This is a genomic window from Aeromonas sp. s9, from assembly GCF_040907765.1.
In the GTDB taxonomy this organism is placed as follows: Bacteria; Pseudomonadota; Gammaproteobacteria; order Enterobacterales; family Aeromonadaceae; genus Aeromonas; species Aeromonas caviae.
The window spans coordinates 66,809-91,905 of the sequence record NZ_JBFOCK010000006.1; the positions used below are offsets into that span (position 1 = coordinate 66,809).

General features: G+C 59.6%; 16 protein-coding genes, 1 tRNA gene and 1 pseudogene. 5 read left to right on the top strand and 13 right to left on the bottom strand.

Annotation, left to right across the window (positions count from 1 at the left end; translation table 11 throughout):
- Positions 1-4: 4 nt before the first annotated feature.
- The 6 genes from AB5Y54_RS00585 to AB5Y54_RS00610 all read right to left on the bottom strand — a co-directional run bounded on the left by AB5Y54_RS00585 (position 5) and on the right by AB5Y54_RS00610 (position 7,443).
- Complete coding sequence (locus AB5Y54_RS00585) at positions 5-1,534, bottom strand: tripartite tricarboxylate transporter permease (protein ID WP_201957001.1); 1,530 nt, start codon at positions 1,532-1,534, stop codon at positions 5-7.
- 9 nt (positions 1,535-1,543) lie between these two features.
- Positions 1,544-2,005: a tripartite tricarboxylate transporter TctB family protein gene (locus AB5Y54_RS00590; RefSeq protein ID WP_005300329.1), complete on the bottom strand. Its 462-nt coding sequence runs from the start codon at positions 2,003-2,005 to the stop codon at positions 1,544-1,546.
- Positions 2,006-2,062: 57 nt separating this feature from the next.
- Positions 2,063-3,028: a tripartite tricarboxylate transporter substrate binding protein gene (locus AB5Y54_RS00595; RefSeq protein WP_201996948.1), complete on the bottom strand. Its 966-nt coding sequence runs from the start codon at positions 3,026-3,028 to the stop codon at positions 2,063-2,065.
- Positions 3,029-3,199: 171 nt separating this feature from the next.
- Complete coding sequence (locus tag AB5Y54_RS00600; protein WP_368153088.1) at positions 3,200-4,732, bottom strand: transporter substrate-binding domain-containing protein; 1,533 nt, start codon at positions 4,730-4,732, stop codon at positions 3,200-3,202.
- Positions 4,733-4,910: 178 nt separating this feature from the next.
- Complete coding sequence (locus tag AB5Y54_RS00605; RefSeq protein ID WP_029314601.1) at positions 4,911-6,596, bottom strand: aspartate:alanine antiporter; 1,686 nt, start codon at positions 6,594-6,596, stop codon at positions 4,911-4,913.
- 771 nt (positions 6,597-7,367) lie between these two features.
- Positions 7,368-7,443: transfer RNA gene (locus AB5Y54_RS00610), tRNA-Asn, on the bottom strand.
- A 132-nt stretch (positions 7,444-7,575) separates the two neighbouring features.
- Between AB5Y54_RS00610 and uvrB the strand changes: the two genes are divergently transcribed.
- From uvrB to AB5Y54_RS00625, 3 genes are all read left to right on the top strand, one after another.
- On the top strand, positions 7,576-9,588 hold the full coding sequence (gene uvrB, locus AB5Y54_RS00615; protein WP_368153090.1) for an excinuclease ABC subunit UvrB: 2,013 nt from the start codon (positions 7,576-7,578) through the stop codon (positions 9,586-9,588).
- Positions 9,585-9,842, top strand: a complete 258-nt coding sequence (locus tag AB5Y54_RS00620; protein WP_041215068.1) for a DUF1232 domain-containing protein — start codon at positions 9,585-9,587, stop codon at positions 9,840-9,842. Before uvrB ends, AB5Y54_RS00620 begins: the two co-directional genes overlap by 4 nt.
- Positions 9,843-9,989: 147 nt before the next feature.
- On the top strand, positions 9,990-10,652 hold the full coding sequence (locus AB5Y54_RS00625) for a DedA family protein (RefSeq protein WP_010674909.1): 663 nt from the start codon (positions 9,990-9,992) through the stop codon (positions 10,650-10,652).
- Between the two features lie 246 nt (positions 10,653-10,898).
- Here the strand turns inward: AB5Y54_RS00625 and dsbB are convergent, their stop codons facing one another.
- Positions 10,899-11,420: a disulfide bond formation protein DsbB gene (gene dsbB, locus AB5Y54_RS00630; RefSeq protein ID WP_010674908.1), complete on the bottom strand. Its 522-nt coding sequence runs from the start codon at positions 11,418-11,420 to the stop codon at positions 10,899-10,901.
- A gap of 86 nt (positions 11,421-11,506) precedes the next feature.
- A complete protein-coding gene (gene nhaB / locus AB5Y54_RS00635; RefSeq protein WP_045524552.1) occupies positions 11,507-13,081 on the bottom strand; it encodes a Na(+)/H(+) antiporter NhaB in 1,575 nt (524 codons plus the stop codon).
- A gap of 333 nt (positions 13,082-13,414) precedes the next feature.
- On the opposite strand from nhaB, the gene fadR reads away from it, so the two are divergent.
- Positions 13,415-14,128 carry a fatty acid metabolism transcriptional regulator FadR gene (fadR, locus tag AB5Y54_RS00640; protein ID WP_010674906.1) on the top strand — a complete coding sequence of 238 codons (714 nt, stop codon included), beginning with the start codon at positions 13,415-13,417 and terminating at the stop codon, positions 14,126-14,128.
- A gap of 59 nt (positions 14,129-14,187) precedes the next feature.
- Here the strand turns inward: fadR and AB5Y54_RS00645 are convergent, their stop codons facing one another.
- The 4 genes and pseudogenes from AB5Y54_RS00645 to AB5Y54_RS00660 form a co-directional block, all read right to left on the bottom strand.
- Positions 14,188-15,708 carry a SpoVR family protein gene (locus AB5Y54_RS00645; protein ID WP_039040868.1) on the bottom strand — a complete coding sequence of 507 codons (1,521 nt, stop codon included), beginning with the start codon at positions 15,706-15,708 and terminating at the stop codon, positions 14,188-14,190.
- 10 nt (positions 15,709-15,718) lie between these two features.
- The gene (locus tag AB5Y54_RS00650; protein WP_041215071.1) at positions 15,719-16,990 is read right to left on the bottom strand and encodes a YeaH/YhbH family protein; all 1,272 of its coding nucleotides are present in this window, start codon (positions 16,988-16,990) and stop codon (positions 15,719-15,721) included.
- A 24-nt stretch (positions 16,991-17,014) separates the two neighbouring features.
- Positions 17,015-18,937, bottom strand: coding sequence for a PrkA family serine protein kinase (locus tag AB5Y54_RS00655; protein ID WP_010674903.1), 1,923 nt, complete (start codon positions 18,935-18,937; stop codon positions 17,015-17,017).
- A gap of 572 nt (positions 18,938-19,509) precedes the next feature.
- A pseudogene (locus AB5Y54_RS00660) lies at positions 19,510-21,431 on the bottom strand (ATP-dependent DNA helicase RecQ).
- Positions 21,432-21,763: 332 nt separating this feature from the next.
- On the opposite strand from AB5Y54_RS00660, the gene sstT reads away from it, so the two are divergent.
- Positions 21,764-23,014 (top strand): serine/threonine transporter SstT, encoded by a 1,251-nt coding sequence (gene sstT, locus AB5Y54_RS00665; RefSeq protein WP_010674901.1) that lies wholly within the window; start codon positions 21,764-21,766, stop codon positions 23,012-23,014.
- Positions 23,015-23,749: 735 nt separating this feature from the next.
- Here the strand turns inward: sstT and AB5Y54_RS00670 are convergent.
- Complete coding sequence (locus AB5Y54_RS00670; protein ID WP_029314600.1) at positions 23,750-25,048, bottom strand: serine/threonine transporter; 1,299 nt, start codon at positions 25,046-25,048, stop codon at positions 23,750-23,752.
- Positions 25,049-25,097 lie beyond the last annotated feature (49 nt).

A 25,097-nucleotide genomic window follows, 5' to 3' on the forward strand; every position in this document is an offset into this window, starting at 1 on the left:
CGATTCAGTGGCTGGTGGCAGGCTCCACCTTGGGGGCCCGGCGAGCCTGCCACCACTGCCAGACGGGCAGCAGCAACATGGTCAGGGTGATCACCGTGAAGGCGAGGGTGATGGGGCGCTCCCACAGGAAGCTCAGGCTGCCGTCGTTGATCACCAGGGCCCGGCGCAGGTTGTCCTCCAGCATGCCTCCCAGGATGAAGCCGAGCAGCATGGGGGCCATGGGGAAGGTGAGCAGGCGCAGGCCGATGGCGATCAGTGCAACGATGGCCATCACATGGATGTCCATGGTGTTGAAGGAGACCAGATAGACCCCGGTCAGGGAGAACAGCAGCACCATGGGGATGAGCACGGGGCGCGGCACCGCCAGTACCCGGGCCAGGTAGGGGATGAGGGGGAGGTTCAGGATCAACAGCACCACGTTGCCCAGATACATGGAGATGATCACCGACCAGAAGACGTCCGGATGCTCCATGAACAGACGTGGGCCCGGCTGGATGCCGTAGGCCACCAGGGCGCCCAGGATGAGGGCCGTGGTGCCGGAGCCCGGGATCCCCAGGGTCAGCAGGGGCACGAAGGAGCCGGTGGAGGCGGCGTTGTTGGCCGCTTCCGGGGCGGCCAGACCGCGCAGGCTGCCCTTGCCGAACTGCTCCTGGCGCTGTTTGCCGGCGATGTTGCGCTCGGCCCCATAGGCCATGAAGGCGGCGATGGTGGCGCCGGCTCCCGGCAGCACGCCGATGAGAAAGCCCAGCACCGAGGAGCGGGCGATGGGAGGCGCGATTTCCCTGACCTCTTCCTTGCTCAGCTTGAGGCTGCCGAGCTGCTGCATCTGCCTTGCCTCTTCCTCGCTGTTGTCCTTGCCGGGGCGCAGCACCGCCATCAGGATCTCCGCGAGGGCAAAGGTGGCCATGGCCAGCAGCAGGAAGGAGAAGCCGTCACGCAGATCCGGCAGCCCGAAGGTGAACCTGTCCACCCCGACGCTGCGGTCGATGCCGATGGTGGAGATCATGATGCCGAACAGCGCCATGATCAGCGCCTTGAGCACCTGCCCCTTGCCGGCAAAGGCTGCCACGGCGGAGAGGCCCAGCACCATGAGGGCGAAGTAGTCCGCCGACTGGAAGGAGAGGGAGACCTTGGCGAGCAGGGGCGCCGCCACCATCAGCATGATGGCGGAGAGGGTGCCGCCGGTGAAGGAGGCGTAGGCGGCGATGGCCAGCGCCTTGCCCGCCTGTCCCTTGCAGGCCAGGGGATAGCCGTCGAAGGCGGTGACCACGGTGGCGGAGCAGCCGGGGGCGTTGATCAGGATGGAGGAGGTGGAGCCCCCGAAGATGGCGCCGTAATAGACCCCCGCCATCAAGATGATGCCGGAGGCCGGATCCAGGCCATAGGTGATGGGGATCATCAGGGCGATGGCGGTGACCGGGCCAAGGCCCGGCAACATGCCGATAAAGGTGCCGATGAAGCAGCCAAGCACCACCATCATCAGGTTGACCGGCAGCAGTGCGGTGCCGAGTCCTTGCAAGATTCCGTCTAACATGGTGACTCCTTAGAAACCGAGCAGGGTGAACAGGCGACCCGGCTCCAGATAGACGTTGAGCCCCTTGGTGAGCAGGGCCCAGAAGCCGATGGAGAAGGGGACGCTGATCATCAGGCCGTAGCGCAGGCTGGGTTCACCGAGCACCCGGATGCCCACGCTCAGGAAGGCGATGGTCGAGAGCACGAAGCCAAACCAGGTGAGCCCCAGTCCGTAGATGACCATGAGCCCGAGCAGGATGAAGACCCGGCGCCAGTCCCCCTCTTCCCGGCGCAGGGGCTCGCCCCCGGGGAAGAGCACCAGCAGCAGGGAGAGCAGCGCCCCGATCCCGGCCAGGGCATAGGGCAGGGTGCTGGCGGTGAAGGGTTCGTATTCGTCGCCGGGGTAGCCCGGTATCTCGGTGGCGTAGTAGCCATAGGCGAGGGAGAGCAGCAGAAACAGCAGGCCCCCCAGTCGCTCCTTGGTAATGTTCATCTTTTGACTCCAACATGAGCGGCGGGCCTGCGCCCGCCTGCGATGGGACAGCGAGGGTTATTTGATGAAGCCGAGCTCGCGCATCAGGCCGCCGATCTGCTGCTCCTGGCCGTCAAGGAAGGCGGTGAACTCGGGACCTGACTGGTAGAGGTTGGTCCAGCTATTGCGGCTGCGGACCACTTCCCATTCCGGCTTGTCGTACATCTGCTTGAGCAGGGCGGCAAACTCGGCGGATTTCTTCGGGCTGATGGTGGGGGAGGCGAAGTAACCGCGCCAGTTGGCGAAGATGGTGGGGTTGTTCTGCTCGCTGAAGGTGGGGATCTGCTCCGCCCCCGGCAGGCGTTTGTCGGAAGTGACCCCGAGGATCCGCATCTGGCCCGACTTGACCGCTTCCATTGCCTCGCCAAAGCCGGTGGAGATGGCCTGGGTCTCTCCGGCCAGCACGGCGGCCATGGCGCTGCCACCGGCATCGTAGGCGACGTAGCGCAGCTTGCTGGCGTCGGCCCCGGCGTTCTTGAAGGTCAGGGCGGCGACCAGGTGATCCAGGCTGCCACGGGCGGAACCCCCGGCAATCTTCACCTTGGCCGGGTTCTCCTCGTAGGCGGCCAGCAGCTGGGCCCAGTTCTGATAGGGGGAGTCAGCCTTCACCGCCAGCGCCTGGTAGTCGGCGATGATGGCGGCCACTGGCGTCAGGTCACGGAAGGACTGGGGCAGCTCCTTGGAGAGGGATTTGACGATGATGGGGGTGGAGTTGACCATCAGAGTCTTGTCGGACTGGGCCGAGGTCTCGATGAGGTGGGCGATGGCCTTGGCGCCTCCACCGGCGGACATGTTCTGGTAGGAGACGGTCTTGACCAGACCGGACTTGGCCAGCACTTCACCGGTGCCGCGGGCCGTGGTATCCCAGCCGCCGCCAGCGCCGCCCGGGATCAGGAAGTGGACTTCGTTGATCTGGGCGTGGGCGCCGACGCTCAGTGCGAGCAGGCTACCGATCAGGGTGCGTTTGAGGGTTCCTTGCAACATGGTGCTCTCCTTGTGGTTGTTGCAAGAAGGTTAATTAATCATGTCTGATTGGAAAACAATCTGACCGTAATGGCTATTAAGGCTGTTGTGCCCATTGTGTTCATTCTGGTCACGGGCCACAGAAGGATGTGCACAGAGACGAGGCGCCATGGGCGCCTCGTCCGGCAAGGATCACTGGGTCGGTTTCGCCGCCGATGTGCTGACGTCCTCCTTCGCCTCCTGTTTCAGGGCATCGCTCGCCTGCTGGCGCAGGGCCACCTGCTCCATCACCAGCTTGTAGGCGATGTAGTACTTGTAGATGTTGCCCACATAGGTGACCGTCTCGGGGCCGATTTTCTCTGCCGCCACGTACTCGACATTGTGGAACCAGACGTTGGGATCCAGCCCCCGTTTTCTGGCCTCGGTGCGGAGCCGCGCCACCCGGGCGGGGCCGGCATTGTAGGAGGCGAACGAGAAGAGGGCCTTGTCGAGGGCGGTCATGGGCTCGTCCGCATAGTAGTGATCGATCATCCAGCGCATGTATTTGACGCCGCCGTGAATATTGGGCTCGAGCTTGCGGATGTCGCCGACCTTCAGCCCCTTGCCGGTGGCGGGCATGATCTGCATGATGCCGATGGCGCCCACATGGCTGCGGGCCTGGTGGTTGAGGGCGGACTCCTGGTAGCCCTGAGCCGCCATCAGCAGCCAGTCCATGTCATAGCGTTCGCCATATTCACGGAACAGCTCGACCACCTGCAGGAATTTCTTGCGCTCCGCCTCGACGGCGGCGCTTTTGACGAACTTGTTCTGCTTGAGATAACGGGCCAGGATCTCATCCCCCGTCGCCTTGCCGCGCAGCGCCTTTATCTGCTCGTTGAGCATGGCGAGCAACTGGGAGCTCTCCTTGCGCACCGCCCAGGCGATGACGCCCCCTTCCCGGAACACGGGGGTGTCGTGAATGGTGATCCCGGGGAAAATCTTTTGCCAGAAGCGGGCCTTGTGCTCGTCCATGACGATGAAGGGGAGCAGGCCTGCGTTCACCATCTCCACCAGATCTTCATCTTCGAGCACCTCCGAGGCGGGCTGGAGGTCGATGAGGGGCTCTCCCGCCGACTTGCGCGCCTGGTTGTAAGCCATGAGGCTCTCGAAATAGCTCGAGGAGGGGCGCACGTAGATGCGTTTTCCCCCCAGATCGGCGGCGCTTTCCACCTTGGGCGAGTAGGGGCCGGAGACGAGCAGCTCCCGCACGTCTTGCAGCAGGGGATCGGTGAAGGTCACGCCCTGCTCCTTGCGCTTGTCCGTGATGGTGAGATTGGCGGCGGCGATGTCCCCCTTGCCGGCGATGAGGGCGCTCAGCAGGGCTTCCCGGGCCACGGGAATGAAGACGAAGTGCACCTTGAGGTGGCGCTTGATGGCCTTGTCCTTGCGCAGTTGCTCGTTGAGCCGCTTCTCGACCTGGACGAAGGCGTCGTAGGTGGCCCCCCGTTGCACGCCCTTGTTGATGAAGTAGCCGGTCTTGTTGTAGGTCGTCAGTACCCGGATGGAGCGGCGCTCCAGCATGGCGTCAAGGTCGCCCAGCATGGGTTTGGCAAGCTCGTTGCCCTCGAAGCTCAGGGCGCTTTTTTCCGTTTCCTCATTGGTGGCCGCCTGCTTGTCGGATTCGGCCCCCCAGGCTGGCGTCAGGGAGCAGAACAGCCAGATCACGACAATCCATAAGCATTTCATAACGTACACCTCACTCGTTTTATTGAGTGTAAGTGGCGCCTTGCGGGTGATTTAGCTTATTGGGTTTGATAGAGAAGGCCCCATAGCACGATTTCCACTATTCAACCCCCTGGCCGTCTACCCATGAAAAAAGGAGCCCCGAGGCTCCTCTTTTTCTGCGTGTTGCGGGCCCGCCTGGCTAGAACCAGAAGCCGATGATGAAGGAGCCCGCCAGGGTCAGCATCACGTTGGCCACCGCATAGGTGCCGGCGTAACCGAGCGCCGGGATGGAGCTGTTGGCGGCCTCGTTCACCACGTCCATGGCCGGGGCGCAGGTTCGGGCGCCGGTGATGGCGCCGAGCAGCAGGGCGGGGTTCATTTTGAGCACCCAGACCCCGAACAGGTAGCCGACCAGCACCGGCAAGGTGGTGACCAGCATGCCGGAGAAGAGCACCACCATCCCCACCTCGCTCAGGTGATCCAGGATGCCACCCCCCGCCTTGAGGCCGGTGCTCACCATGAAGACGGCAAGGCCGAGATCCTTGGCCAGACGCAGGGCGCCAGGCGGCACATAGCCTACCGTCGGGTGGTTGGCCCGCAGGTAGCCCATCAGGATCCCCGCCAGCAGCAGGCCGACGGCGTTGCCGAGGCCGAACTCGATCTGGCCGAACACCAGGGAGACGGAGCCGATGAGCAGCCCCAGCACGAAGAAGGTGGCAAAGGCCACCAGATCCGTGGTCTGGCTGTGGATGCTGATGAAGCCGATCTTGTTGGCCAGCAGCTTGACCCGCTGCTTCTCGCCGCTGATCTGCAGCACGTCACCCTTTTGCAGCATGATATTGCGATCGAACGGCATCTCGATCTGGGAGCGCACCACCCGGTTCAGGAAGCACCCCTTCTCGGTGAGGTTGAGCTCCACCAGGTGGCGACCCACCACGGCATCGTTCTTCACCACGATCTCTTCGGTGACGATCTGGAGGTCAAGCAGGTTGCGATCGAACACCTCTTTGCCGTTGCGGTAGTTGACGTCGAGCTTCTCGTGGCTCTCGGGGTAGCCCACCAGAGCTATCTCGTCCCCTTCCTGAATGACGGCATCACCGTCGGGGCTCGCCAGGATGCCGTTGCGGCGAATGCGCTCCACATAGCAGCCGGTGTGGGGATAGATGCCGGTCTCCCGCAGGGTACGCCCCCCGATCCAGGCGGCGAGCTCTGGGCCGACCCGATAGGCGCGGATGATGGGCAGATAGGTCTTGCGGCTCTCGCTGTCGGAGAGCCCTCGCTCGCGGGCGATCTTCTGGGCCTCGGTGTTGAGATCCAGCCTGGCCAGGGAGGGGAGGTAGCGCACCACCAGCATCAGCCCCACCAGCCCCACCAGGTAGGTCAGGGCGTAGCCGATGCCCATGTTGTCCAGCACCGACTGCATGTCGGTCTGGTGGGGCAGGTTGAGCAATCCGCTTCGCAGGGCGTCCTGCGCCCCCACCAGGGCCGGCGTGGAGGTGAGGGAACCTGCCAGAATGCCGGCGGCCATGCCGGGCCCCAGATTAAAGAACTTGGCGAGCCCCACGGTCAGCAGCAGGGCCGACAGCAGGATCACCAGGGTCAGGGTGATGTAGTGGATGCCGTCGCGAAGGAAGACGCTGAAAAAGTGCGGCCCCGCTTCAATTCCCACACAGAAGATGAACAGCATGAAGCCGACGTTTTCAGTGGAGGTGGAAAACTGGAATCCCATCTGGCCAAACAGCAGGGCGGTGAAGAGCACGCCTATGGTGTTGCCTATCTGGAAGTTGCCGATGCGTACCTTGCCCAGCAGCAGCCCGAAGGCTAGTACCACGAACAGCAGCAGGGAGTCGCTTTGATGTAGCAGTGTCACGAAATCTATGGTCATGCCCGGAAAAACCGAGGATAAAAGTGGGGCCGATATTGTGCCGGATCCTGTATCAAGAAAGAAGCGCCAAAGCGGATTAACAGCCAGTTAAGTGCTGGTCTCTTCGATGAAGATAGGGATGCGAGGGGGGGCTGGGGAAAACACCTCTATTTTACGCTGCAAGGCCCGCTGTCAATGAGTGAAATATGCTGTCGAGCAGAGAGGGGATGACGCTCCTGTGGACAATTTATTACCTGCTGCATGGGGAGCAAACGGGCATGTTTTTCAGCATTTTCCACTGAGGAAATTGAAGGGTAACAAAAGAGACTCATGACTCATCCGGCGAGGGCTGACCCGCAGGACGCGGCATAGCGAAAAAAAATCCCCCACAGGCAGCACCGCGAGTCGATTCATCCCATTTAGGGGGGAAGGGAAAAACAGCAGAAAATGGGGAAGAGCGGGGGCAGCCATCGCAAACCGGGGACAATGGCTGCCAGCCCAGATGAACCGTGGCTTTGGTCAAGTTACCCACAGAAACTGTGGATAACCCTGTTTATGAAACTTGGCGATCAGGCTGAAAGCCGCGCCAATACTGGGCTGCAAGGACTGTTCAAAAAATACCTGCAATAAATTGTTTCTATAAAAATCAAATAGTTATACGCAGCAGAACAAAACGCTGCTGGTCAGTAACGGGATATCAAAAGGGAGTCAGGCCGCAGGGGGGGGCTTGTGCATTAAAATTGGAAGAGGAAAGCACTAAAGTGGATAACTTGCACCGAGATGGTGAGGAATTGGCTCCCCCGACTGGACTTGAACCAGTGACATACGGATTAACAGTCCGCCGTTCTACCGACTGAACTACGGGGGAACATCAGGCAAGGAGGTGCATCATACAGAGGTCGTATTTCAGGGTCAATAGCCATCAGGGAGGGTGAGCGGATACCCAGCTCCTTCAACTCGGGGTACACTGCTCCCTTGCCGTTTTTTGCCGGGAGTCGTCATGAGCAAGTTATTCCAGTTGGCCAGCCAGTTTCAACCCGCCGGGGATCAGCCGAGGGCTATCGCCCAGCTGCTCTATGGCATCGAGTCGGGACTGGCCCACCAGACCCTGCTCGGGGTGACCGGTTCGGGCAAGACCTTTACCATGGCCAACGTCATCGCGACTCTTAATCGTCCCACCATGATCCTGGCCCCCAACAAGACCCTGGCGGCCCAGCTCTATGGGGAGATGAAGGAGTTCTTCCCCGACAACGCGGTGGAGTATTTCGTCTCTTATTACGATTACTACCAGCCCGAAGCCTATGTGCCGACCACGGACACCTTCATCGAGAAGGATGCCTCCATCAACGATCACATCGAGCAGATGCGGCTGTCAGCCACCAAGGCGCTGCTGGAGCGGCGCGACGTGGTGATCGTCGCCTCGGTATCGGCCATCTATGGTCTGGGGGATCCCCAGGCCTACCTCAGCATGATGCTGCACCTCAAAGTGGGGGACGTGATCAATCAGCGGGATATCCTGCGCCGCCTCGCCGAACTGCAGTACACCCGCAACGACATGGCCTTCCAGCGCGGCACCTTCCGGGTGCGGGGGGAGGTGATCGACATCTACCCCGCCGAATCGGACAAGCTGGCCCTGCGGGTGGAGCTGTTTGATGAAGAGGTAGAACGCCTCTCCCTGTTCGATCCCTTGACCGGCGCCATCGAGCAGACGGTGGTGCGTTACACCATCTACCCCAAGACCCACTACGCCACCCCGCGGGAGACCATTCTGGGTGCCATCGAGCACATCAAGGAGGAGCTCAAGGGGCGGCGCGAGCAGCTGATGAACCTCAACAAGCTGGTGGAGGAGCAGCGCATCAGCCAACGCACCCAGTTCGACATTGAGATGATGCAGGAGCTGGGTTACTGCTCCGGTATAGAGAACTACAGCCGCTACCTCTCCGGCCGCGCACCGGGTGAGCCGCCGCCCACCCTGTTTGACTACCTGCCGGGGGACGGCCTGCTCATCATCGACGAATCCCACGTCACGGTGCCGCAGATCGGCGCCATGTTCAAAGGGGACAGATCCCGCAAGGAGACCCTGGTGGAGTACGGCTTCCGGCTTCCCTCGGCGCTGGACAACCGGCCCCTCAAGTTCGACGAGTTCGAGGCGCTGATGCCCCAGACGGTGTTCGTCTCGGCGACCCCCGGCCCCTACGAGCTGGAGAAGTCAGGCGGTGACGTGGTGCAGCAGGTGGTGCGTCCCACCGGCCTGCTCGATCCTGAGGTGGAAGTGCGGCCGGTCAGCACCCAGGTGGACGATCTGCTCTCCGAGATCCGCAAGCGGGTGGCGGTGGAGGAGCGGGTGCTGGTCACGACACTGACCAAGCGGATGGCGGAGGACTTGACCGAATACCTGGCGGATCACGAGGTACGGGTGCGCTATCTGCACTCGGATATTGATACCGTGGAGCGGGTGGAAATCATCCGCGACCTGCGCCTTGGCAAGTTCGACGTCTTGGTGGGCATCAACCTGCTGCGCGAAGGACTCGACATGCCGGAAGTCTCCCTGGTGGCCATTCTGGATGCGGATAAAGAGGGCTTCCTGCGTTCCACCCGCTCCCTCATCCAGACCATCGGCCGGGCAGCGCGCAACCTCAACGGCAAGGTGATCCTTTACGGGGATACCATCACCAACTCCATGAAGGTTGCGATCGAAGAGACCGAGCGGCGACGCGCCCTGCAACACGCCCACAACCTGGAACACGGCATCGTGCCGAAGGGGCTCAACAAGGCCATCGGCGATGTGATGGACATGGGGGGCAGCCGCACGGCGGGCAAGGCGGGCAAGGGGAGTCGCAAGGCTGCCGAACCGCAAGGGGAGTACCATGCCCGCTCTGCCAGCGAGATCAGCAAGGAGATCAAGCGGATGGAAGAGCAGATGTTCCAGCATGCGCGGGATCTGGAGTTCGAACAGGCGGCGGCGCTGCGGGATCAGATCCAGCGGCTGCGCGGCGAGCTGATCGAGTCATGAGCACCAGACGCTGGCTCATCTGGCGGCGTTTGCGCCGCCTCTATCAAGGCTTTCGCCACCCAGGCACGCCCTGGTGGGCGAAGGGGCTGGTGATCCTTATTCTGCTCTATGGCATCAGCCCGGTGGACGTTGTCCCCGATGTGGTGCCTCTCCTTGGCTGGCTCGACGACGCTACCTTGTTGCTGCTCCTCTTGTGGGGCTGGGAGAAATGCTTGCCCGGCGAGGTGCTGGCCGCTCTGGACAAGGCCGAGTGAGCAGAAGCCTACGTTCAGGGAGAGGGGAAAAGAAGGGGGGACTGAATGACTCCCTTCATGGGATTCGAAAAAGGGGACCATGGGGAGATTGTGAGCCAGGTCTCATTGGCGTAGACTCCACGCCGTTCACTTCATGGGTACCAAAAAATGGATCTGATCCTCTTTGCCATCGACTTTATTCTGCACGTTGACGTGCATCTGAAAGAGCTGTTCGAGAACTATGGCGTCTGGGTATACGCCATCCTGTTTCTCATCATCTTCTGTGAAACCGGGCTGGTGGTGACTCCCTTCCTGCCGGGGGACTCCCTGTTGTTTGCTGCAGGTGCCCTCACCGTGGGCAGCGTGTTGGACGTGCACACCCTAGCCGCCGTGCTGATCATCGCCGCGGTGCTCGGCAACGTGGTGAACTACACCATAGGCCACTTCTTCGGTGAGCAGCTGTTTCGCAACCCCGATTCCAAAATCTTTCGCCGGGACTATCTGGTCAAGACCCATGCCTTCTATGCCAAGCATGGCGGCAAGACCATCATCATCACCCGCTTCCTGCCCATAGTGCGCACCTTCGCCCCCTTCGTGGCGGGCATGGGGGCCATGACCTATCCCCGCTTCCTGGCGTTCAACCTGGTGGGGGGGCTCTTGTGGGTGCTCTCCTTCGTCTATGCCGGCCACTTCTTTGGCAATCTGCCGGTAGTGCGCCACAACTTTACCCTGCTCATCTTCGGCATCATCGCGGTCTCCTTGTTGCCCATGGTGATCGGCATGGTGAAGGCCAGGAGAAGTGCCAGCAAGGCTACCTCCGAAGGCGCGTGACATCGCCGTGCACGACATGAAAGAAGGGAGCCGATGGCTCCCTTCTTGTTGGTAGGCCGAGTGGCAGGTCGCTGCTGCGCCCTTTGACCCGCTTGTGGCCTGTTACGATGATGCACACCCGCAGGCAGCCACTTCATTGGCAGAACAGGGAGAAGGAGATCCGGCCCTCTGGGCATGGGGTCGTGAGGCGATAAAGAGGAAATAAAAAGGGAGCCATGGGCTCCCTTCTTAGGGTCGAGTGACGAACTAGTTGCAGCAGCGCCCTTTTATCAGGTTGCCAGCAGCCACGATGACGAACACCAGCAGATAGGCGGCAAAGATGACCACGAGCCACTGCGGCATGGAGAAACCGAGGAACTGCCAGCTGATCTCGCTGCAGTCGCCGTCCGGGTAGAACATCCAGGGAACCCACTTATCCAGTGGTGCCCAGGCAGGGAAGTCAACAAATCCCTCGCATACGTTGAAGGGGGAGGGGTTCATCTGGTAATCCACATGCTTGAGCGCCAGTTTCAGGCCCCAGAAGGCGCTGTAACCCCACAGGAGCATGGCACTCCAGCGCAGGTACCAGCGCTCTGGCGCGACCATGCCGAGGAGGCCGGCCGTGAGTACGCCGAGGAGGGCGATACGTTCATAAATGCACATCACGCAAGGGTGCAAACCCAGCACGTGCTGGAAGAAGAGGGCGCAGAGTTCCAGCGCGAAAGCGGAGGCTGCCAGCAATCCCCAGGCCAGGCGATGACTGGCAATGCGGCGAAGATACTCGATCATCTGATTGATCTCTCAGAGAAAAATAGTGGCTGAATTAGAGCAGAGCCCCATCTGAAAAGAAAGGGGCCGAACAGCCCCTTTCATGATCAGTGTGTGGACGGGGTGGGCAGTGGCAGTGCCCCATGATCCAGCAACCACCCTGCCTGATAGAACCATTCGGTTACAGGACCGAGGAGCAGTTCCACGGAGAAAAAGCCGACAAGCCCCAGCACCAGAGTATAGGGCAGCGCCATCCAGACCATGCGGCCATAAGAGAGGCGCAGCAGGGGAGCGAGGGCCGAGGTGAGCATGAAGAGGAATGCGGCCTGGCCATTGGGGGTGGCGACCGACGGCAGGTTGGTGCCGGTGTTGATGGCCACGGCCAGCAGATCAAAATGCTCGCGGCTGATGGCGCCGTTTATCAGGGCGGTCTTCACCTCGTTGATGTAGACGGTGCCGACGAAGACGTTGTCACTGACCATGGAGAGCAGACCGTTTGCCAGGTAGAAGAGGGCAAGCTGATCCTCCGGCTTGGCCGCCAGTACCCACTGGATCACCGGCTTGAACAGCTGTTGATCGATGATGACCGCCACCACGCTGAAAAAGACGGTGAGCAGGGCGGTGAATGGCAAAGCCTCCTGGAATGCCTTGCCAAGCGCGTGTTCTTCAGTCACGCCGGTGAACGCCGTCGCGAGCACGATGACCGTCAGGCCGATCAGCCCAACTGCAGCCAGATGGAGGGCAAGACCCGTGATAAGCCAGGTGGCAATCAGCGCCTGGACGATCAGCTTGGCCTTGTCCTGCGGGGTACGTTGTGCGTCCTCGTCGCGTTCGTAGGATTCCATGATGTGACGCACGGGCTCGGGCAAGCGGGCGCCATAACCGAACCAGCGGAATTTTTCGACCAGGATGCAGGTCAGCAGGCCGCAGATGAAGACCGGAATGGTGACTGGTGCCATGCGAATGGCAAATTCACCGAAGTGCCACCCGGCCTGTTCACCGATGATGAGGTTCTGGGGTTCGCCGACCAGGGTGCAGACGCCCCCCAGGGCGGTACCGATGGCGGCGTGCATCATCAGGCTGCGCAGGAAAGCACGAAACTCGTTCAGATGCTGGCGGGAGAGCTCGTCAATCTCTTCGTCATCATGATGCAGATTGCCGGACTCATCCCGGGAGGCCACCTTGTGGTAGATGGCGTAGAAGCCGGTGGCGACGCTGATGACCACGGCGATCACGGTCAGGGCATCAAGGAACGCGGAGAGGAAGGCAGACACCAGGCAGAAGGCGAGAGAAAGCAACGTTTTGGAGTGGATGCGCACCAGCATCTTGGTAAAGACGTAGAGCAGCAACTGCTTCATGAAGTAGATGCCGGCCACCATGAAGACCAGCAGCAGAAGCACTTCGATATTGGCCACCAGCTCATGCTTTATCTGGTTGGCGGAGGTCATGCCGATGAGCACGGCTTCGATGGCCAGGAGTCCGCCCGGTTGCAGCGGATAGCACTTGAGTGCCATGGCCAGGGTGAAAATGAACTCGACAACCAGCAGCCAGCCGGCCAGGAAGGGATCAACGTAGAAAATGATCGGGTTGATCAGCAGGAATAGAACGATGGCAATTTTGTACCATCGCGGAGCATTGCCCAAAAAGTTCTTTGTAAACGCGCGCCCTAGGCTGATTGGCATAATGATGGTTCTCTGTTCTGTTGTTGATATCTGCGTCTATGCAGTCGAGCCCGACCCGAGCCGAACATCCGGATATTCACCTGTATCAGATTGATTGCACATGATTTTAATCAAGGGAGCGATAACTATAAATAAGGTCGCTGAACTTGCCCAGCGAGCAAACGCTTATATTCCCATCATTTGGTGTTGGTTGACTCCTCACTTGTCGCCGCATACATATTTTTAACAAAAAGATCGGGGTAATGTGAGCAGAGGACCGACCTTCTGCTTGCCAGCATGACCGGCTTTGCTATTATTCGGGGGCCTTTTTACGCACTACAACAGAGTCATTACATGGTCATTAAAGCGCAAAGCCCTGCCGGGTTTGCCGAGGAATACATCATCGAGTCCATCTGGAACAATCGCTTTCCTCCTGGATCCATTCTGCCGGCGGAGCGCGAGCTGTCCGAATTGATCGGCGTGACTCGCACTACCTTGCGTGAAGTGTTGCAGCGCCTTGCCCGTGATGGCTGGCTCACCATCCAGCATGGCAAACCGACCAAGGTCAACAATTTCTGGGAAACCTCCGGTCTCAACATCCTGGAGACCCTGGCGCGTCTCGATCAGGACAAGGTGCCTGATCTGGTGGCACAACTGCTCTCCGCCCGGACCAACATCTGCACCATCTTCATCCGTGGCGCCATTCGCAACAACCCGGAACAGGCCGCCGAGATCTTGCGTGGTGCCGATGATGTGGAGAACACGGCCGAGGCCTATGCGGACTTCGACTACCGTTTGCATCACCAGCTTTCGTTTGCCTCTGGCAACCCCATCTATGCCTTGATCCTCAACGGTTTCAAGGGCTTGTACAGCCGGGTTGGCCGCTACTACTTCTCGGACAAGCAGGCGCGGGAAACCGCAGATGCCTACTACAAGACGCTGCGCAAGCTGGCCGAAACCAAGGATCACGAAGCCGTGTTCATGACGGTACGCCAGTACGGTATCGAGTCTGGCAAGCTTTGGACCCGTCTGCGTCAGGACATGCCAAGCAACCTGTGTGACAACTGATTGCCCTGACCCAAGAAAAACGCGCCTGATGGCGCGTTTTTTTATGCCCGGTACTGACGTCAGGTCATGCTCTTGCGGTCCGGACAACGGCCGATGATATCTGCGGATAGCTCGCCATTGTCCTGCTCCAGCACCACATCGAAGCCCCACAGTTGATGCAGATGCTTGAGCACCTCGTGACGTGACTCGCCAAGGGGGATGCGATTGTGGGGAACATAGCGCAGGGTCAGGGAGCGATCGCCTTTCACTGCCACGTTGTAGACCTGAATGTTGGGCTCCAGGTTGCTCAGGTTGTATTGAGCGGACAGGGTGCTACGCACCAGCCGGTAGCCCTCTTCATTGTGAATGGCGGACACCTTGAGGTAGTTCTTCAGATCGTCGTCATCGATGGCGAACAGCTTCATGTCGCGCATCACCTTGGGACTGAGGAACTGGCTGATGAAGCTTTCGTCCTTGAAGTTCTGCATGGCGAAATGCAATGTCTCGACCCAGTTGGTGCCAGCGTAATCGGGGAACCAGTATCTGTCCTCCTCGGTCGGGTGCTCGCAGATGCGACGCAGGTCGGTGAACATGGCAAAGCCAAGGGCGTAGGGGTTGATCCCCGAGTAATACCGGCTGTTGTAGGGGGGCTGATAGACCACGTTGGTGTGGCTGTGCAGCACCTCCAGCATGAAGCGATCGCTGATTTTTCCCTCGTCATAGAGATGGTTGAGAATGGTGTAGTGCCAGAAGGTGGCCCAGCCCTCGTTCATCACCTGCGTCTGCTTCTGCGGGTAGAAGTACTGACTGATCTTGCGCACGATACGCACCACCTCGCGCTGCCAGGGCTCGAGCAGGGGGGCATTTTTTTCGATGAAATAGAGGATGTTCTCCTGAGGCTCGGCAGGATAGCGCCTGTCTTCCACCCCGGCAATCTTGTGCTGCTTGGGCAGGGTACGCCACAACTCGTTGACCTGGGTTTGCAGATAATCTTCCCGTGCCTTCTGGCGTCGCTTCTCCTCGGCCAGAGAAATCTTCTGGGGCCGCTTGTAACGATCCACCCCGAAGTTCATCAGGGCATGGCAGGAGTCGAGCAGTTTCTCCACCGCATCGATTCCGTGTTTTTCCTCGCACTCGGTGATGTAGTTCTTGGCAAACAACAGGTAGTCGATGATGGAGGAGGCATCGGTCCAGGCCTTGAACAGATAGTTGTTCTTGAAGAAGGAGTTGTGACCATAGCAGGCGTGGGCCATGACCAGCGCCTGCATCGGCATGGTGTTCTCTTCCATCAGATAGGCGATGCAGGGGTCTGAGTTGATGACGATCTCGTAGGCCAGTCCCATCTGGCCGCGCTTGTAGTTGCGCTCGGTGTGGATGAAGCGCTTGCCGAACGACCAGTGTTGATAGCCGATGGGCATGCCCACGCTGGAGTAGGCATCCATCATCTGCTCTGCAGTGATCACCTCGATCTGGTTGGGATAGGTGTCGAGCCGATAGAATTTGGCGACCCGGGCTATCTCCTGGTGATAAAGCTCCAGCAAATCGAAGTTCCAGTCAGGACCATCGTCCAGCGGCGCTATCTTTCTTGCGGTTTCTACCATATGTGATCCCTCAAGCCGCTTGCTTCTTGAACAATTCCCGGAACACCGGATAGATGTCCTCGACCTTGCGAATGTGCTCCATGGCGAAGTGGGTGTATTGCTCTGCCACCGCCTCATATTCGTGCCACAGGGTCTGGTGGGCGCGGGTAGTGATCTCGATGTAGGAGTAGTAACGCACCCTTGGCATGATGTCGCGCATCAGGATCTCCCTGCACTGGGGCGAGTCGTCTGCCCAGTTGTCCCCATCGGACGCCTGCGCCGCATAGATGTTCCACTGGTTGGCGGGATAACGTTCGTTGATGATGTCGTTCATCATCTTGAGCGCACTGGAGACGATGGTGCCGCCGGTCTCCTGGGAGTAGAAGAACTCGTGCTCGTCCACCTCCTTGGCCTGGGTGTGGTGGCGAATGTAGACCACCTCGACATTCTTGTAAGTCCGGCTCAGGAATAGATAAAGCAGGATATAGAAACGCTTGGCCATCTCCTTGGTAGCCTGATCCATGGAGCCGGAAACGTCCATCAGGCAGAACATGACCGCCTGGCTCGAGGGGACGGGCCGTTTGACAAAGTTGTTGAATTTGAGGTCGAAGGTGTCGATAAAGGGGACTGCATCGATCCTCCGCTTCAGCTCCCTGATCTCTTTTTCAAGTTGCGCCATTTCGGCGAAATGGTCGTTGGGCTCGCAGGCCAGCTGGGCCAGGCGCTCCTCCAGTTCACGCAACTGACGTTTCTTGCCTGCCTGCAGCGCCATGCGCCGCGCGAGCGAATTTTGCAGGGAGCGCACCACGTTGATGTTGGCAGGCACCCCGTTGGAGGTGTAGCCGGCCCGGTAGGTCTTCATCTCCATCAGCTGGTTGAGCTGGGTCTTTTGCAGCCGCGGCAGTTCCAGATCCTCGAACAGCAAGTCCAGGTACTCGTCCTTGGAGATCTGGAAGACGAAATCATCGACGCCCTCTCCTTGATCCGAAGCCTGGCCCTCGCCACTCCCCTGGCCGCCGCCACCCCCTTTGGGCCGGTCAATCTTGTCACCAGATACGAACTGGTCGTTGCCCGGATGCACCATCTCCCGTTTGCCGCCATGACCCTGATGAAAATGGGGTTCCCCGATGTCCTTGGTCGGGATGCTGATGCTCTCGCCCTTGTCCACGTCCTGAATGCTGCGCTTGGAGACAGCATCCGAGACCGCTTGTTTTATCTGCTTCTTGTAGCGGCGGATGAAGCGCTGCCGATTGACAGCGCTTTTGTTTTTGCCGTTGAGCCTGCGGTCGATAAAATGCGCCATAACTCCCCCTTGAACACGGCAGGGTCAGGATGACTTGCGTACCCTGAGATACCACTCGGAGAGCAGCCGCACCTGTTTACGTGTGTAGCCTTTCTCCATCATCCGTTCGACAAAGTTATCGTGCTTCTTCTGCTCCTCAGCCGAGGTTTTGCTGTTGAAGGAGATAACCGGCAGCAGCTCTTCCGTGTTGGAGAACATCTTCTTCTCGATCACGGTGCGCAGCTTCTCGTAACTGGTCCAGTTGGGGTTACGGCCTGCATTGTTGGCCCGGGCACGCAGCACGAAGTTGACGATTTCGTTGCGGAAATCTTTCGGGTTGCTGATCCCGGCAGGTTTTTCAATTTTCTCCAGCTCGCTGTTGAGAGACGCTCTGTCAAACAGCTGGCCGGTTTCTGGGTCACGATACTCCTGATCCTGGATCCAGAAGTCGGCGTAGGTGACGTAGCGATCGAAGATGTTCTGACCGTACTCTGAATACGACTCGAGGTAGGCGGTCTGGATCTCCTTGCCGATGAACTCGACGTAGCGCGGAGTCAGGTAGCCCTTGATGAACTCCAGATAGCGATCGTGCAGCTCTTGCGGGAACTGCTCGCGCTCTATCTGCTGCTCCAGCACATAGAAGAGGTGCACCGGGTTGGCGGCCACTTCCGCGTGGTCGAAGTTGAAGACGCGGGAGAGGATCTTGAACGCGAAACGGGTGGAAAGGCCGTTCATGCCCTCGTCAACCCCCGCATAGTCGCGGTACTCCTGATAGCTTTTCGCCTTGGGATCCGTGTCTTTGAGACTCTCGCCGTCATAGACTCGCATCTTGGAATAGAGGCTGGAGTTTTCCGGCTCCTTGAGCCGCGACAGCACCGAGAACTGGCCCAGCAGCTCCAGAGTACCCGGTGCGCATTTGGCCTCGGTCAGCTCGCTGTTGAACAGCAGTTTTTCGTAGATCTTCACCTCTTCCGACACCCGCAGGCAGTAGGGCACCTTGACGATGTAAACCCGGTCGAGGAAGGCCTCGTTGTTCTTGTTGTTGCGGAACTGCTGCCACTCGGATTCGTTGGAGTGGGCCAGCAGGATGCCGTCGAAGGGGAGGGCGGAGAGTCCCTCGGTACCGTTGTAGTTCCCCTCTTGTGTCGCCGTCAGCAGCGGGTGCAGCACCTTGATGGGGGCCTTGAACATCTCGACGAACTCCATCATCCCCTGGTTTGCCTTGCACAGCGCACCGGAGTAGGAGTAAGCATCGGCATCATCCTGGGCGAAGTGTTCCAGCATGCGGATATCGACCTTGCCGACCAGGGAGGAGATGTCCTGGTTGTTGTCGTCCCCCGGTTCGGTCTTGGCGATGGCGATCTGATCGAGGATGGAGGGGTTCACCTTCTCCACCTTGAACTTGGTGATGTCGCCACCAAACTCGTGAAGGCGCTTGGCGACCCAGGGAGACATGATGGGACGCAGATAACGGCGAGGGATGCCGTACTCCTTCTCGAGGATTTCGCCATCTTCGTCGATGTCAAACAGGCAGAAGGGGTGATCGTTCACCGGTGAGCCCTTGATGCGATAGATGGGCACTTTTTGCATCAGGGATTTGAGTTTCTCTGCCAGCGAGGATTTACCGCCGCCAACCGGTCCGAGCAGATAGAGGATCTGTTTCTTCTCTTCCAGACCCTGAGCGGAATGTTTGAGATAGGAGACAATCTGTTCGATGGCTTCTTCCATGCCATAGAAGTCTTTGAAAGCGGGATAACGCGCGACGACGCGGTTGGAAAAGAGACGGCTGAGACGTGGATTGGTCGAGGTATCGATCATTTCCGGCTCGCCTATGGCGGTCAGCAGACGTTCGGCGGCAGAGGCGTAGCAGGATTTGTCCTGTTTGCACATATCCAGAAACTCCTGGATGCTGTACTCCTCCTCTCTGGCCTTCTCATACCGCTGTTGATAGTGCTCGAAGATGCCCATAACTTAGCCCTCGTTATAGTCGCTTGCCCTGAAAAAGAGTGGATCACTACTTTTGTTCTGTTTACCTCTTAAGCCTAGTCAACAGCCCCCAGTAATCCATCGCCATCATTGGTTTAAGTTTGTGCGGGAGCTTCCCGATCCTCGTGCGGGAAGAAGCAGTAAGTGACATACCTATGTTACTGACTGTTAAATTATTTTTGCCACGACAGTGATGCAAATGTCAAAGACATAAAAAATAAATCTTTGTGTGCCAGAGGGGGAAAATGGTGACGCTCTGTTTTGTCAGGGGGCGGTGCCAGCAAGGGCAAGGGCGGCAGGGAATAGAGGGTGAAAAGATGTGTCGCTTACGTCAACGTAATGTTATTTGTTTGGTGTTTTTGCTCTAATTTTTACATTGACGCTACATTCTGGCTGCTCTAGATTGGCCCTGTGTCGAGCAGTCATCGCTTTAGCAAGAGAGTGGGTGATTGTGCAGATACTAAGCTCTGTTTAAGCACGTTTCCGTTGGCTTGACCCTCGCATCCGCGAGGGTCTTATTTTTTCAGCGCCTGAACGGCGCCAAACCTGCAAGCTCAGGATCCGGCGGGATAGAGGGCTGACACCGCCGCCAGCACCTCGGCGAAGGGATGGTTCGCCAACTGGCCAAAACCGGCCAGATCCCTGGCTTTGAGACGGGTGGTCAGCGGGGTGGCGATGCCACACAGGAAGCGGGTCAGGATCCTGGGATGGCGCTGATGGCAGAGGGAGATCAGCGGATCGCACCAGGCGCGCAAACCGTGCTTGTTGGGCAAGCCCGGTGATGGCAACGGCGGCAACACGGCGATCTCTCCCCGGCAGACGGAACAGTGCCCGCACCGCTCGGGGGCCGCGTCGTCGGCAAAATAGCGGGCAAGCTCATGGCTAAGGCAGGTGGTCGAGGTGAAAAAGGCCAGCAGCGCCTGAAGGCGGGCCAGCTCGCTCTGCTCTTTCTTTTCAAACAATCCATGCAGCTCTTCGGCCAGGGTCGCGGTATCGATTTGCTGGCTCAGCACCCGATAGACCTCGGTCATCTGCTTGCTTTCAAGCTCGATCCAACCCTGCTGCTGCAGGTAGTCCAGCGCCGCCGCAGCGCGCTGGCGTTCCCCCTGATATCCCTGCCACAGCGCCTCGAAGTCCATGGTGCACCAGGTGCGCGCCTGGGGGCGCAGGCAAAGACCTGCTCCAGGAACTGGCGGCGTTCGGAATTGAAACGAGCGAGGATCGCCTGTTTTTCCAGTACGAACCTGAAACGGTACTCGGCAAAGTAGCTGTAGGCCGGTGCAATGACCCCTGCCATCTCCAGATAGACCAGCAGGGTCTTGAGGGGCAGTTGGCGAATGTTGGTCTCGTTGGAGAGGCGCAGCAGGCTGAATTCCCACTCGGCGCCGCTCTGGCGCACGATATCGAGCAAGTACGCGATGGCGTCCCTGTCCGGCGTATCCCCATAGACGAAGTTTTCCAGTACCGGCAACTGGGCGCGGCTCGCCAGCACGGTGCAGCGGGAGGGAAGCCCGTCACGTCCGGCGCGGCCTATCTCCTGGCTGTAGTTCTCGATGGACTTGGGCAGGTCGTAGTGAATGACCCGGCGAATGTCGGCCTTGTCGATGCCCATGCCAAAGGCGATGGTGGCCACGATGCAGTCGAGTCTGCCAGCCATGAAGTCGTGCTGGATCTGGCTGCGCAGGGCGGGATCGAGCCCCGCATGGTAGGCGCATGCCCGGATGCCGCTGGCCTGTAGCTGCGCGGCGCACTGTTCTGCGCTGTGTTGCAGAGTCACGTAGACGATGGTGGGGGCGGCCGGATCCCGGTGCAGCTCCTCGCGCAGCCAGGTATCGCGGGCACTGCCGGCCAGCGGGAGGACGGCCAGATCCAGATTGGGTCTGTAGAAACCGGTGACCACCAGATCGTCCCGGTCGATGGCAAATTTTGCCTGCATGTCCGCCATGACGGCCGGGGTGGCGGTGGCGGTCAGCAACAGCACCTGGGGGATGGCCAGTTCACGGCGATGATCCGGCAGCTTGAGGTAGTCGGGGCGAAAGTTGTGGCCCCACTCCGAGATGCAGTGGGCCTCGTCCACCACCAGCAGTGACAGGGGGATGTGGGCGATGAAGCGGCGAAAGCGCTCATTTTTGAGGCGCTCCACCGAAATCATCAGGATCTTGAGCTGGCCATCGCTGGCCTGCTGCATCACGCGCCGGCTCTCTTCCGCTGTCTGGCTGGAGTCCAGAGTGGCGGCGGCGATCCCCTTGCTGCGCAAAAAGGCGAGCTGATCGTGCATCAGGGCCAGCAGGGGAGAGATGACCAGGGTCAGGTGGGGCAGTGCGAGGGCGGGCAATTGATAACAGAGGGATTTCCCCGCGCCAGTCGGGAAGATGGCTGCGGCGCTCTTGCCGGCCAGCAGACGACTGATCACCGCTTCCTGCCCGGGCCGCAAGCGATCAAAGCCGAAGTGTCGGGTCAATAAAGAGGTGATCATGGCAAGGCTCCCTGAAAAAGGGCGTCATCATATCACTTCTGGCCCAGTGGTGGCCGATGATCGGACTGGTTTGGTGACATTTTGACCGTGGTTGATATTGTGTTATCACATTGTTGTAGATTTTTTGTGAGGTAACCCTGATATTTTTCAGTGATTATGTGGAAAAAAACCATGGCAGATGGGATATTCTTGTCCGCAACCCCACGCGAACGGGACAGATCCACCAGAAGAGCTGCCCACGGCGTCACCGTCAACGGACCGGTGCCAATGCGCGGGGCTGGTTGCCAACAGGACTAATGATTCACGCACCATGAGTGCACAGGGACTACTTGATGACACAACAACACCCCCTCATTCGACTGGTCAACAGCACCAGTCTGGTTAGCCAGATCCTAGTCGGTCTGGTATTCGGTATCCTTCTTGCGATGTTCATGCCCGAGTGGGCCAAGGCGGCGGGTCTGCTCGGCAGCCTGTTCGTCGGCGCCCTGAAGGCCGTGGCGCCGCTGCTGGTCTTCGTGCTGGTGATGTCGGCGATCATCGGCCACAAGCAGGGTCAGAAGACCAACATGAAACCGATCCTGCTGCTCTATGTGCTGGGTACCTTCCTGGCGGCTGCCGTGGCAGTGGTGGCGAGCTTCCTCTTCCCCTCCAACCTGCATCTGGTGGCAGGCGCTACCGAGATCACGCCGCCGGGGGGCATCACGGAAGTGCTGCAGACCCTGCTGTTCAACGTGGTGACCAACCCGGTGAAAGCACTGCTGGAAGCCAACTATATCGGCATCCTGGCCTGGGCCATCGGCCTTGGTATCGCCATGCGTCACGCCAATGAGAGCACCAAATCACTGATTTCCGATGTGTCCCACGGGGTTTCCGCCATCGTCAAGGCCGTGATCCGTTGCGCTCCACTCGGCATCCTGGGCCTGGTTGCCTCCACCCTGGCTGAAACCGGCTTCGATGCGCTGTTTGGCTATGCCCAGCTGCTGGTGGTACTGATCGGCTGCATGCTGTTCATCGCCTTCGTGGTCAATCCGCTCATCGTCTTCTGGAAGATCAAGCGCAACCCCTATCCCCTGGTGCTGACCTGCCTGAAAGAGAGCGGTGTGACCGCCTTCTTCACCCGCAGCTCCGCCGCCAACATTCCGGTCAACATGGCCCTGGCCGAGAGGCTGCGCCTGCCGGAAGACACCTATGCGGTCTCCATCCCGCTGGGGGCCACCATCAACATGGCCGGCGCCGCCATCACCATTACCGTGCTCTCCATGGCGGCGGTGCATACCCTGGGGATGGAAGTGGACATGGCAACCGCCATTCTGCTCTCCGTCGTCGCCACCATCAGTGCCTGTGGCGCTTCCGGTGTGGCGGGCGGCTCCCTGCTGCTGATCCCGCTGGCGTGCAGCCTGTTCGGTATCAGCAACGACATCGCCATGCAGGTGGTGGCCGTTGGCTTCATCATCGGGGTGTTGCAGGATTCCGCCGAAACGGCCCTCAACAGCTCCACCGACGTGCTGTTCACTGCGGCCGCCTGCATGGCCGAGGATGAGAGCCTGCTGGATGCCGCCCCGGTCCCCAGCCGCGAAGCTTGATCCCCTCAGACTTTCCGCTCTGCACAGGCGCCCTCTTCGGAGGGCGCTTTTTATTTGCGCGCGCGTCAGGCGCCCTGCACCTTCTCGCCGTGTCATGGCACTGACAGTGCTCGGATCCCCCTGTGTGATTTCCCGGGAGGGGCCCGTTGGCCGCCTTACGTGTTCTCGCCACCGCCAACAAGCCATTCCCTGTACCCGCGTGCCCGGCACTGCATTCGGCAGGGCATATCGGGCTGTTTGTGCTGTCAGCATGGCGGCCTGTGGCATCCCCTCTGGTGACCGAAGGGGTCATCTGCTCTTCGGACGCTGTACGGGAAGCCCGGTCAAGGCCCTCTCGGCGGTTTGCCTGCGCCCTGTGGCCGGTATTTTCCTTGAATGCCTTGAAGAAAGGCTCAATTGGGTGGGGATCTGGGCTCTCTGGGCTAAACCCCGAAGATCGGGCGTTCCTGGTAAGGACAAGGGCTCTGGTGTTCTGTCTGGCAAGGCAAATGGCGTGCGGCAGATGACGGGATAACGCAGCACGCCTTGGTCGTGTGCCATGGGGAAAGGAATATGAGCGGCAAGCTGTCACCAAGGGGAAAGAGAGTGGATGAAAGGGCTGTCTTTGATCTGAGGGGCTCTGATCATCTGAGTCCAGTGTCTGATGATCATAACGAACACAGCCCGGCAGAGGAGATCTGCCGGGCTGTGGGAGGCGCCGGGCCAGATGCTGGCCCGACGGTATCGCAGGAAGGCTTAGCCGACCAGTTGATAGAGGATGGCGGAGATGGCGATGAGGCCCATGGTCGCCACGAAGACGTTGCTGATCTGACCCTGGTATTTCGCCATGGCCGGAACGCGCTTGATGGCGTACATGGGCATGAGGAACAGGATGGTGGCGATGATGGGGCCACCCAGGGATTCGATCATCCCGAGGATGGAGGGGTTGATCACGGCCACGCCCCACAGGGTCAGGATGAAGAAGGCGATGATGAACAGCTCCACTTTCTTGTGGTTCGGTGCCTTGCCGGAGCTGCGCATGTTCTGGACGATCATCCCTTTCAGACCTTCACGGGCACCCAGATAGTGGCCGAAGAAGGAGGAGACGATGGCCACGAAGGCAACCAGCGGACCGAAGTAGGAGATGATGGGGCTCGCATGCTGGTTGGCCAGGTAGGAGAGCACGGCGATGTTCTGGGACTTGGCTTCTGCCAGCTGGGCCGGCGTCAGGCTCATCACGCAGGAGAAGACGAAGAACATCACGAAGCCCAGCAGAATGATGGCGGTGCGCTTGAGGATGGCGTCGGACTTGGCGACGGCATGCTCACCGTGATCACGGCGCTGAGCCAGGGCGAAGCTGGAGATGGCCGGGCTGTGGTTGAAGGAGAACACCAGCACCGGGATGGTCAGCCACAGGGTGGTGGCGAAATCCTTGGTGCTCGGCATTTCATTCAGGGCCGCACCGGTCCAGTCCGGGATCAGGTACAGGGAGATGCCCGCCAGAATGGCGATGAGCGGATAGACCAGGAACTCGGTCACTTTCAGCATCAGCTTCTCGCCAGCCAGCATCACGGACATCATGGCCATGATGAGCACGATGGAGAGGATCCAGCGCGGGGGCGGCGTCATCTGCAACTGGTTGACCAGGAAGCTTTCCACCGTGTTGGTGATGCCCACGCCGTAGATCAGCACGATGGGGTAGATGGCAAAGAAGTAGAGCAGGGTGATCAATTTACCGGCACCCACGCCGAAGTGCTCTTCCACCACCTGGGTGATGTCGGCATTGGGCTGCTTGGAGGAGAGCACGAAGCGCGCCAGACCACGGTGTGCCAGGTAGGTCATGGGGCCGACCAGCAGCGCCATCACTACCAGCGGCCAGAAGCCACCCATGCCGGCGTTGATGGGCAGGAACAGGATACCTGCACCGACGGCGGTACCGAACAGGCTGATCACCCAGGTGGTGTCTTGTTTACTCCAACCGCGAGATTGGACCGAGCTGATTCCTTGCTCCTGTGCGGCTGCAACATCCTGTGCGCCAGTGACAGTATTGGACATGTGTCTCACCCCGAATGTGTGGTTTTAATTAGTCGGCGCAAGAATACTT

What these genes read in the sequence shown, in the direction of transcription:
- AB5Y54_RS00585 (WP_201957001.1), bottom strand. Translation starts at nt 1,534, where the DNA reads ATGTTAGACGGAATCTTGCAAGGACTCGGCACCGCACTGCTGCCGGTC.
- AB5Y54_RS00590 (WP_005300329.1), bottom strand. Translation starts at nt 2,005, where the DNA reads ATGAACATTACCAAGGAGCGACTGGGGGGCCTGCTGTTTCTGCTGCTC.
- AB5Y54_RS00595 (WP_201996948.1), bottom strand. Translation starts at nt 3,028, where the DNA reads ATGTTGCAAGGAACCCTCAAACGCACCCTGATCGGTAGCCTGCTCGCA.
- AB5Y54_RS00600 (WP_368153088.1), bottom strand. Translation starts at nt 4,732, where the DNA reads ATGAAATGCTTATGGATTGTCGTGATCTGGCTGTTCTGCTCCCTGACG.
- AB5Y54_RS00605 (WP_029314601.1), bottom strand. Translation starts at nt 6,596, where the DNA reads ATGACCATAGATTTCGTGACACTGCTACATCAAAGCGACTCCCTGCTG.
- uvrB (WP_368153090.1), top strand. Translation starts at nt 7,576, where the DNA reads ATGAGCAAGTTATTCCAGTTGGCCAGCCAGTTTCAACCCGCCGGGGAT.
- AB5Y54_RS00620 (WP_041215068.1), top strand. Translation starts at nt 9,585, where the DNA reads ATGAGCACCAGACGCTGGCTCATCTGGCGGCGTTTGCGCCGCCTCTAT.
- AB5Y54_RS00625 (WP_010674909.1), top strand. Translation starts at nt 9,990, where the DNA reads ATGGATCTGATCCTCTTTGCCATCGACTTTATTCTGCACGTTGACGTG.
- dsbB (WP_010674908.1), bottom strand. Translation starts at nt 11,420, where the DNA reads ATGATCGAGTATCTTCGCCGCATTGCCAGTCATCGCCTGGCCTGGGGA.
- nhaB (WP_045524552.1), bottom strand. Translation starts at nt 13,081, where the DNA reads ATGCCAATCAGCCTAGGGCGCGCGTTTACAAAGAACTTTTTGGGCAAT.
- fadR (WP_010674906.1), top strand. Translation starts at nt 13,415, where the DNA reads ATGGTCATTAAAGCGCAAAGCCCTGCCGGGTTTGCCGAGGAATACATC.
- AB5Y54_RS00645 (WP_039040868.1), bottom strand. Translation starts at nt 15,708, where the DNA reads ATGGTAGAAACCGCAAGAAAGATAGCGCCGCTGGACGATGGTCCTGAC.
- AB5Y54_RS00650 (WP_041215071.1), bottom strand. Translation starts at nt 16,990, where the DNA reads ATGGCGCATTTTATCGACCGCAGGCTCAACGGCAAAAACAAAAGCGCT.
- AB5Y54_RS00655 (WP_010674903.1), bottom strand. Translation starts at nt 18,937, where the DNA reads ATGGGCATCTTCGAGCACTATCAACAGCGGTATGAGAAGGCCAGAGAG.
- sstT (WP_010674901.1), top strand. Translation starts at nt 21,764, where the DNA reads ATGACACAACAACACCCCCTCATTCGACTGGTCAACAGCACCAGTCTG.
- AB5Y54_RS00670 (WP_029314600.1), bottom strand. Translation starts at nt 25,048, where the DNA reads ATGTCCAATACTGTCACTGGCGCACAGGATGTTGCAGCCGCACAGGAG.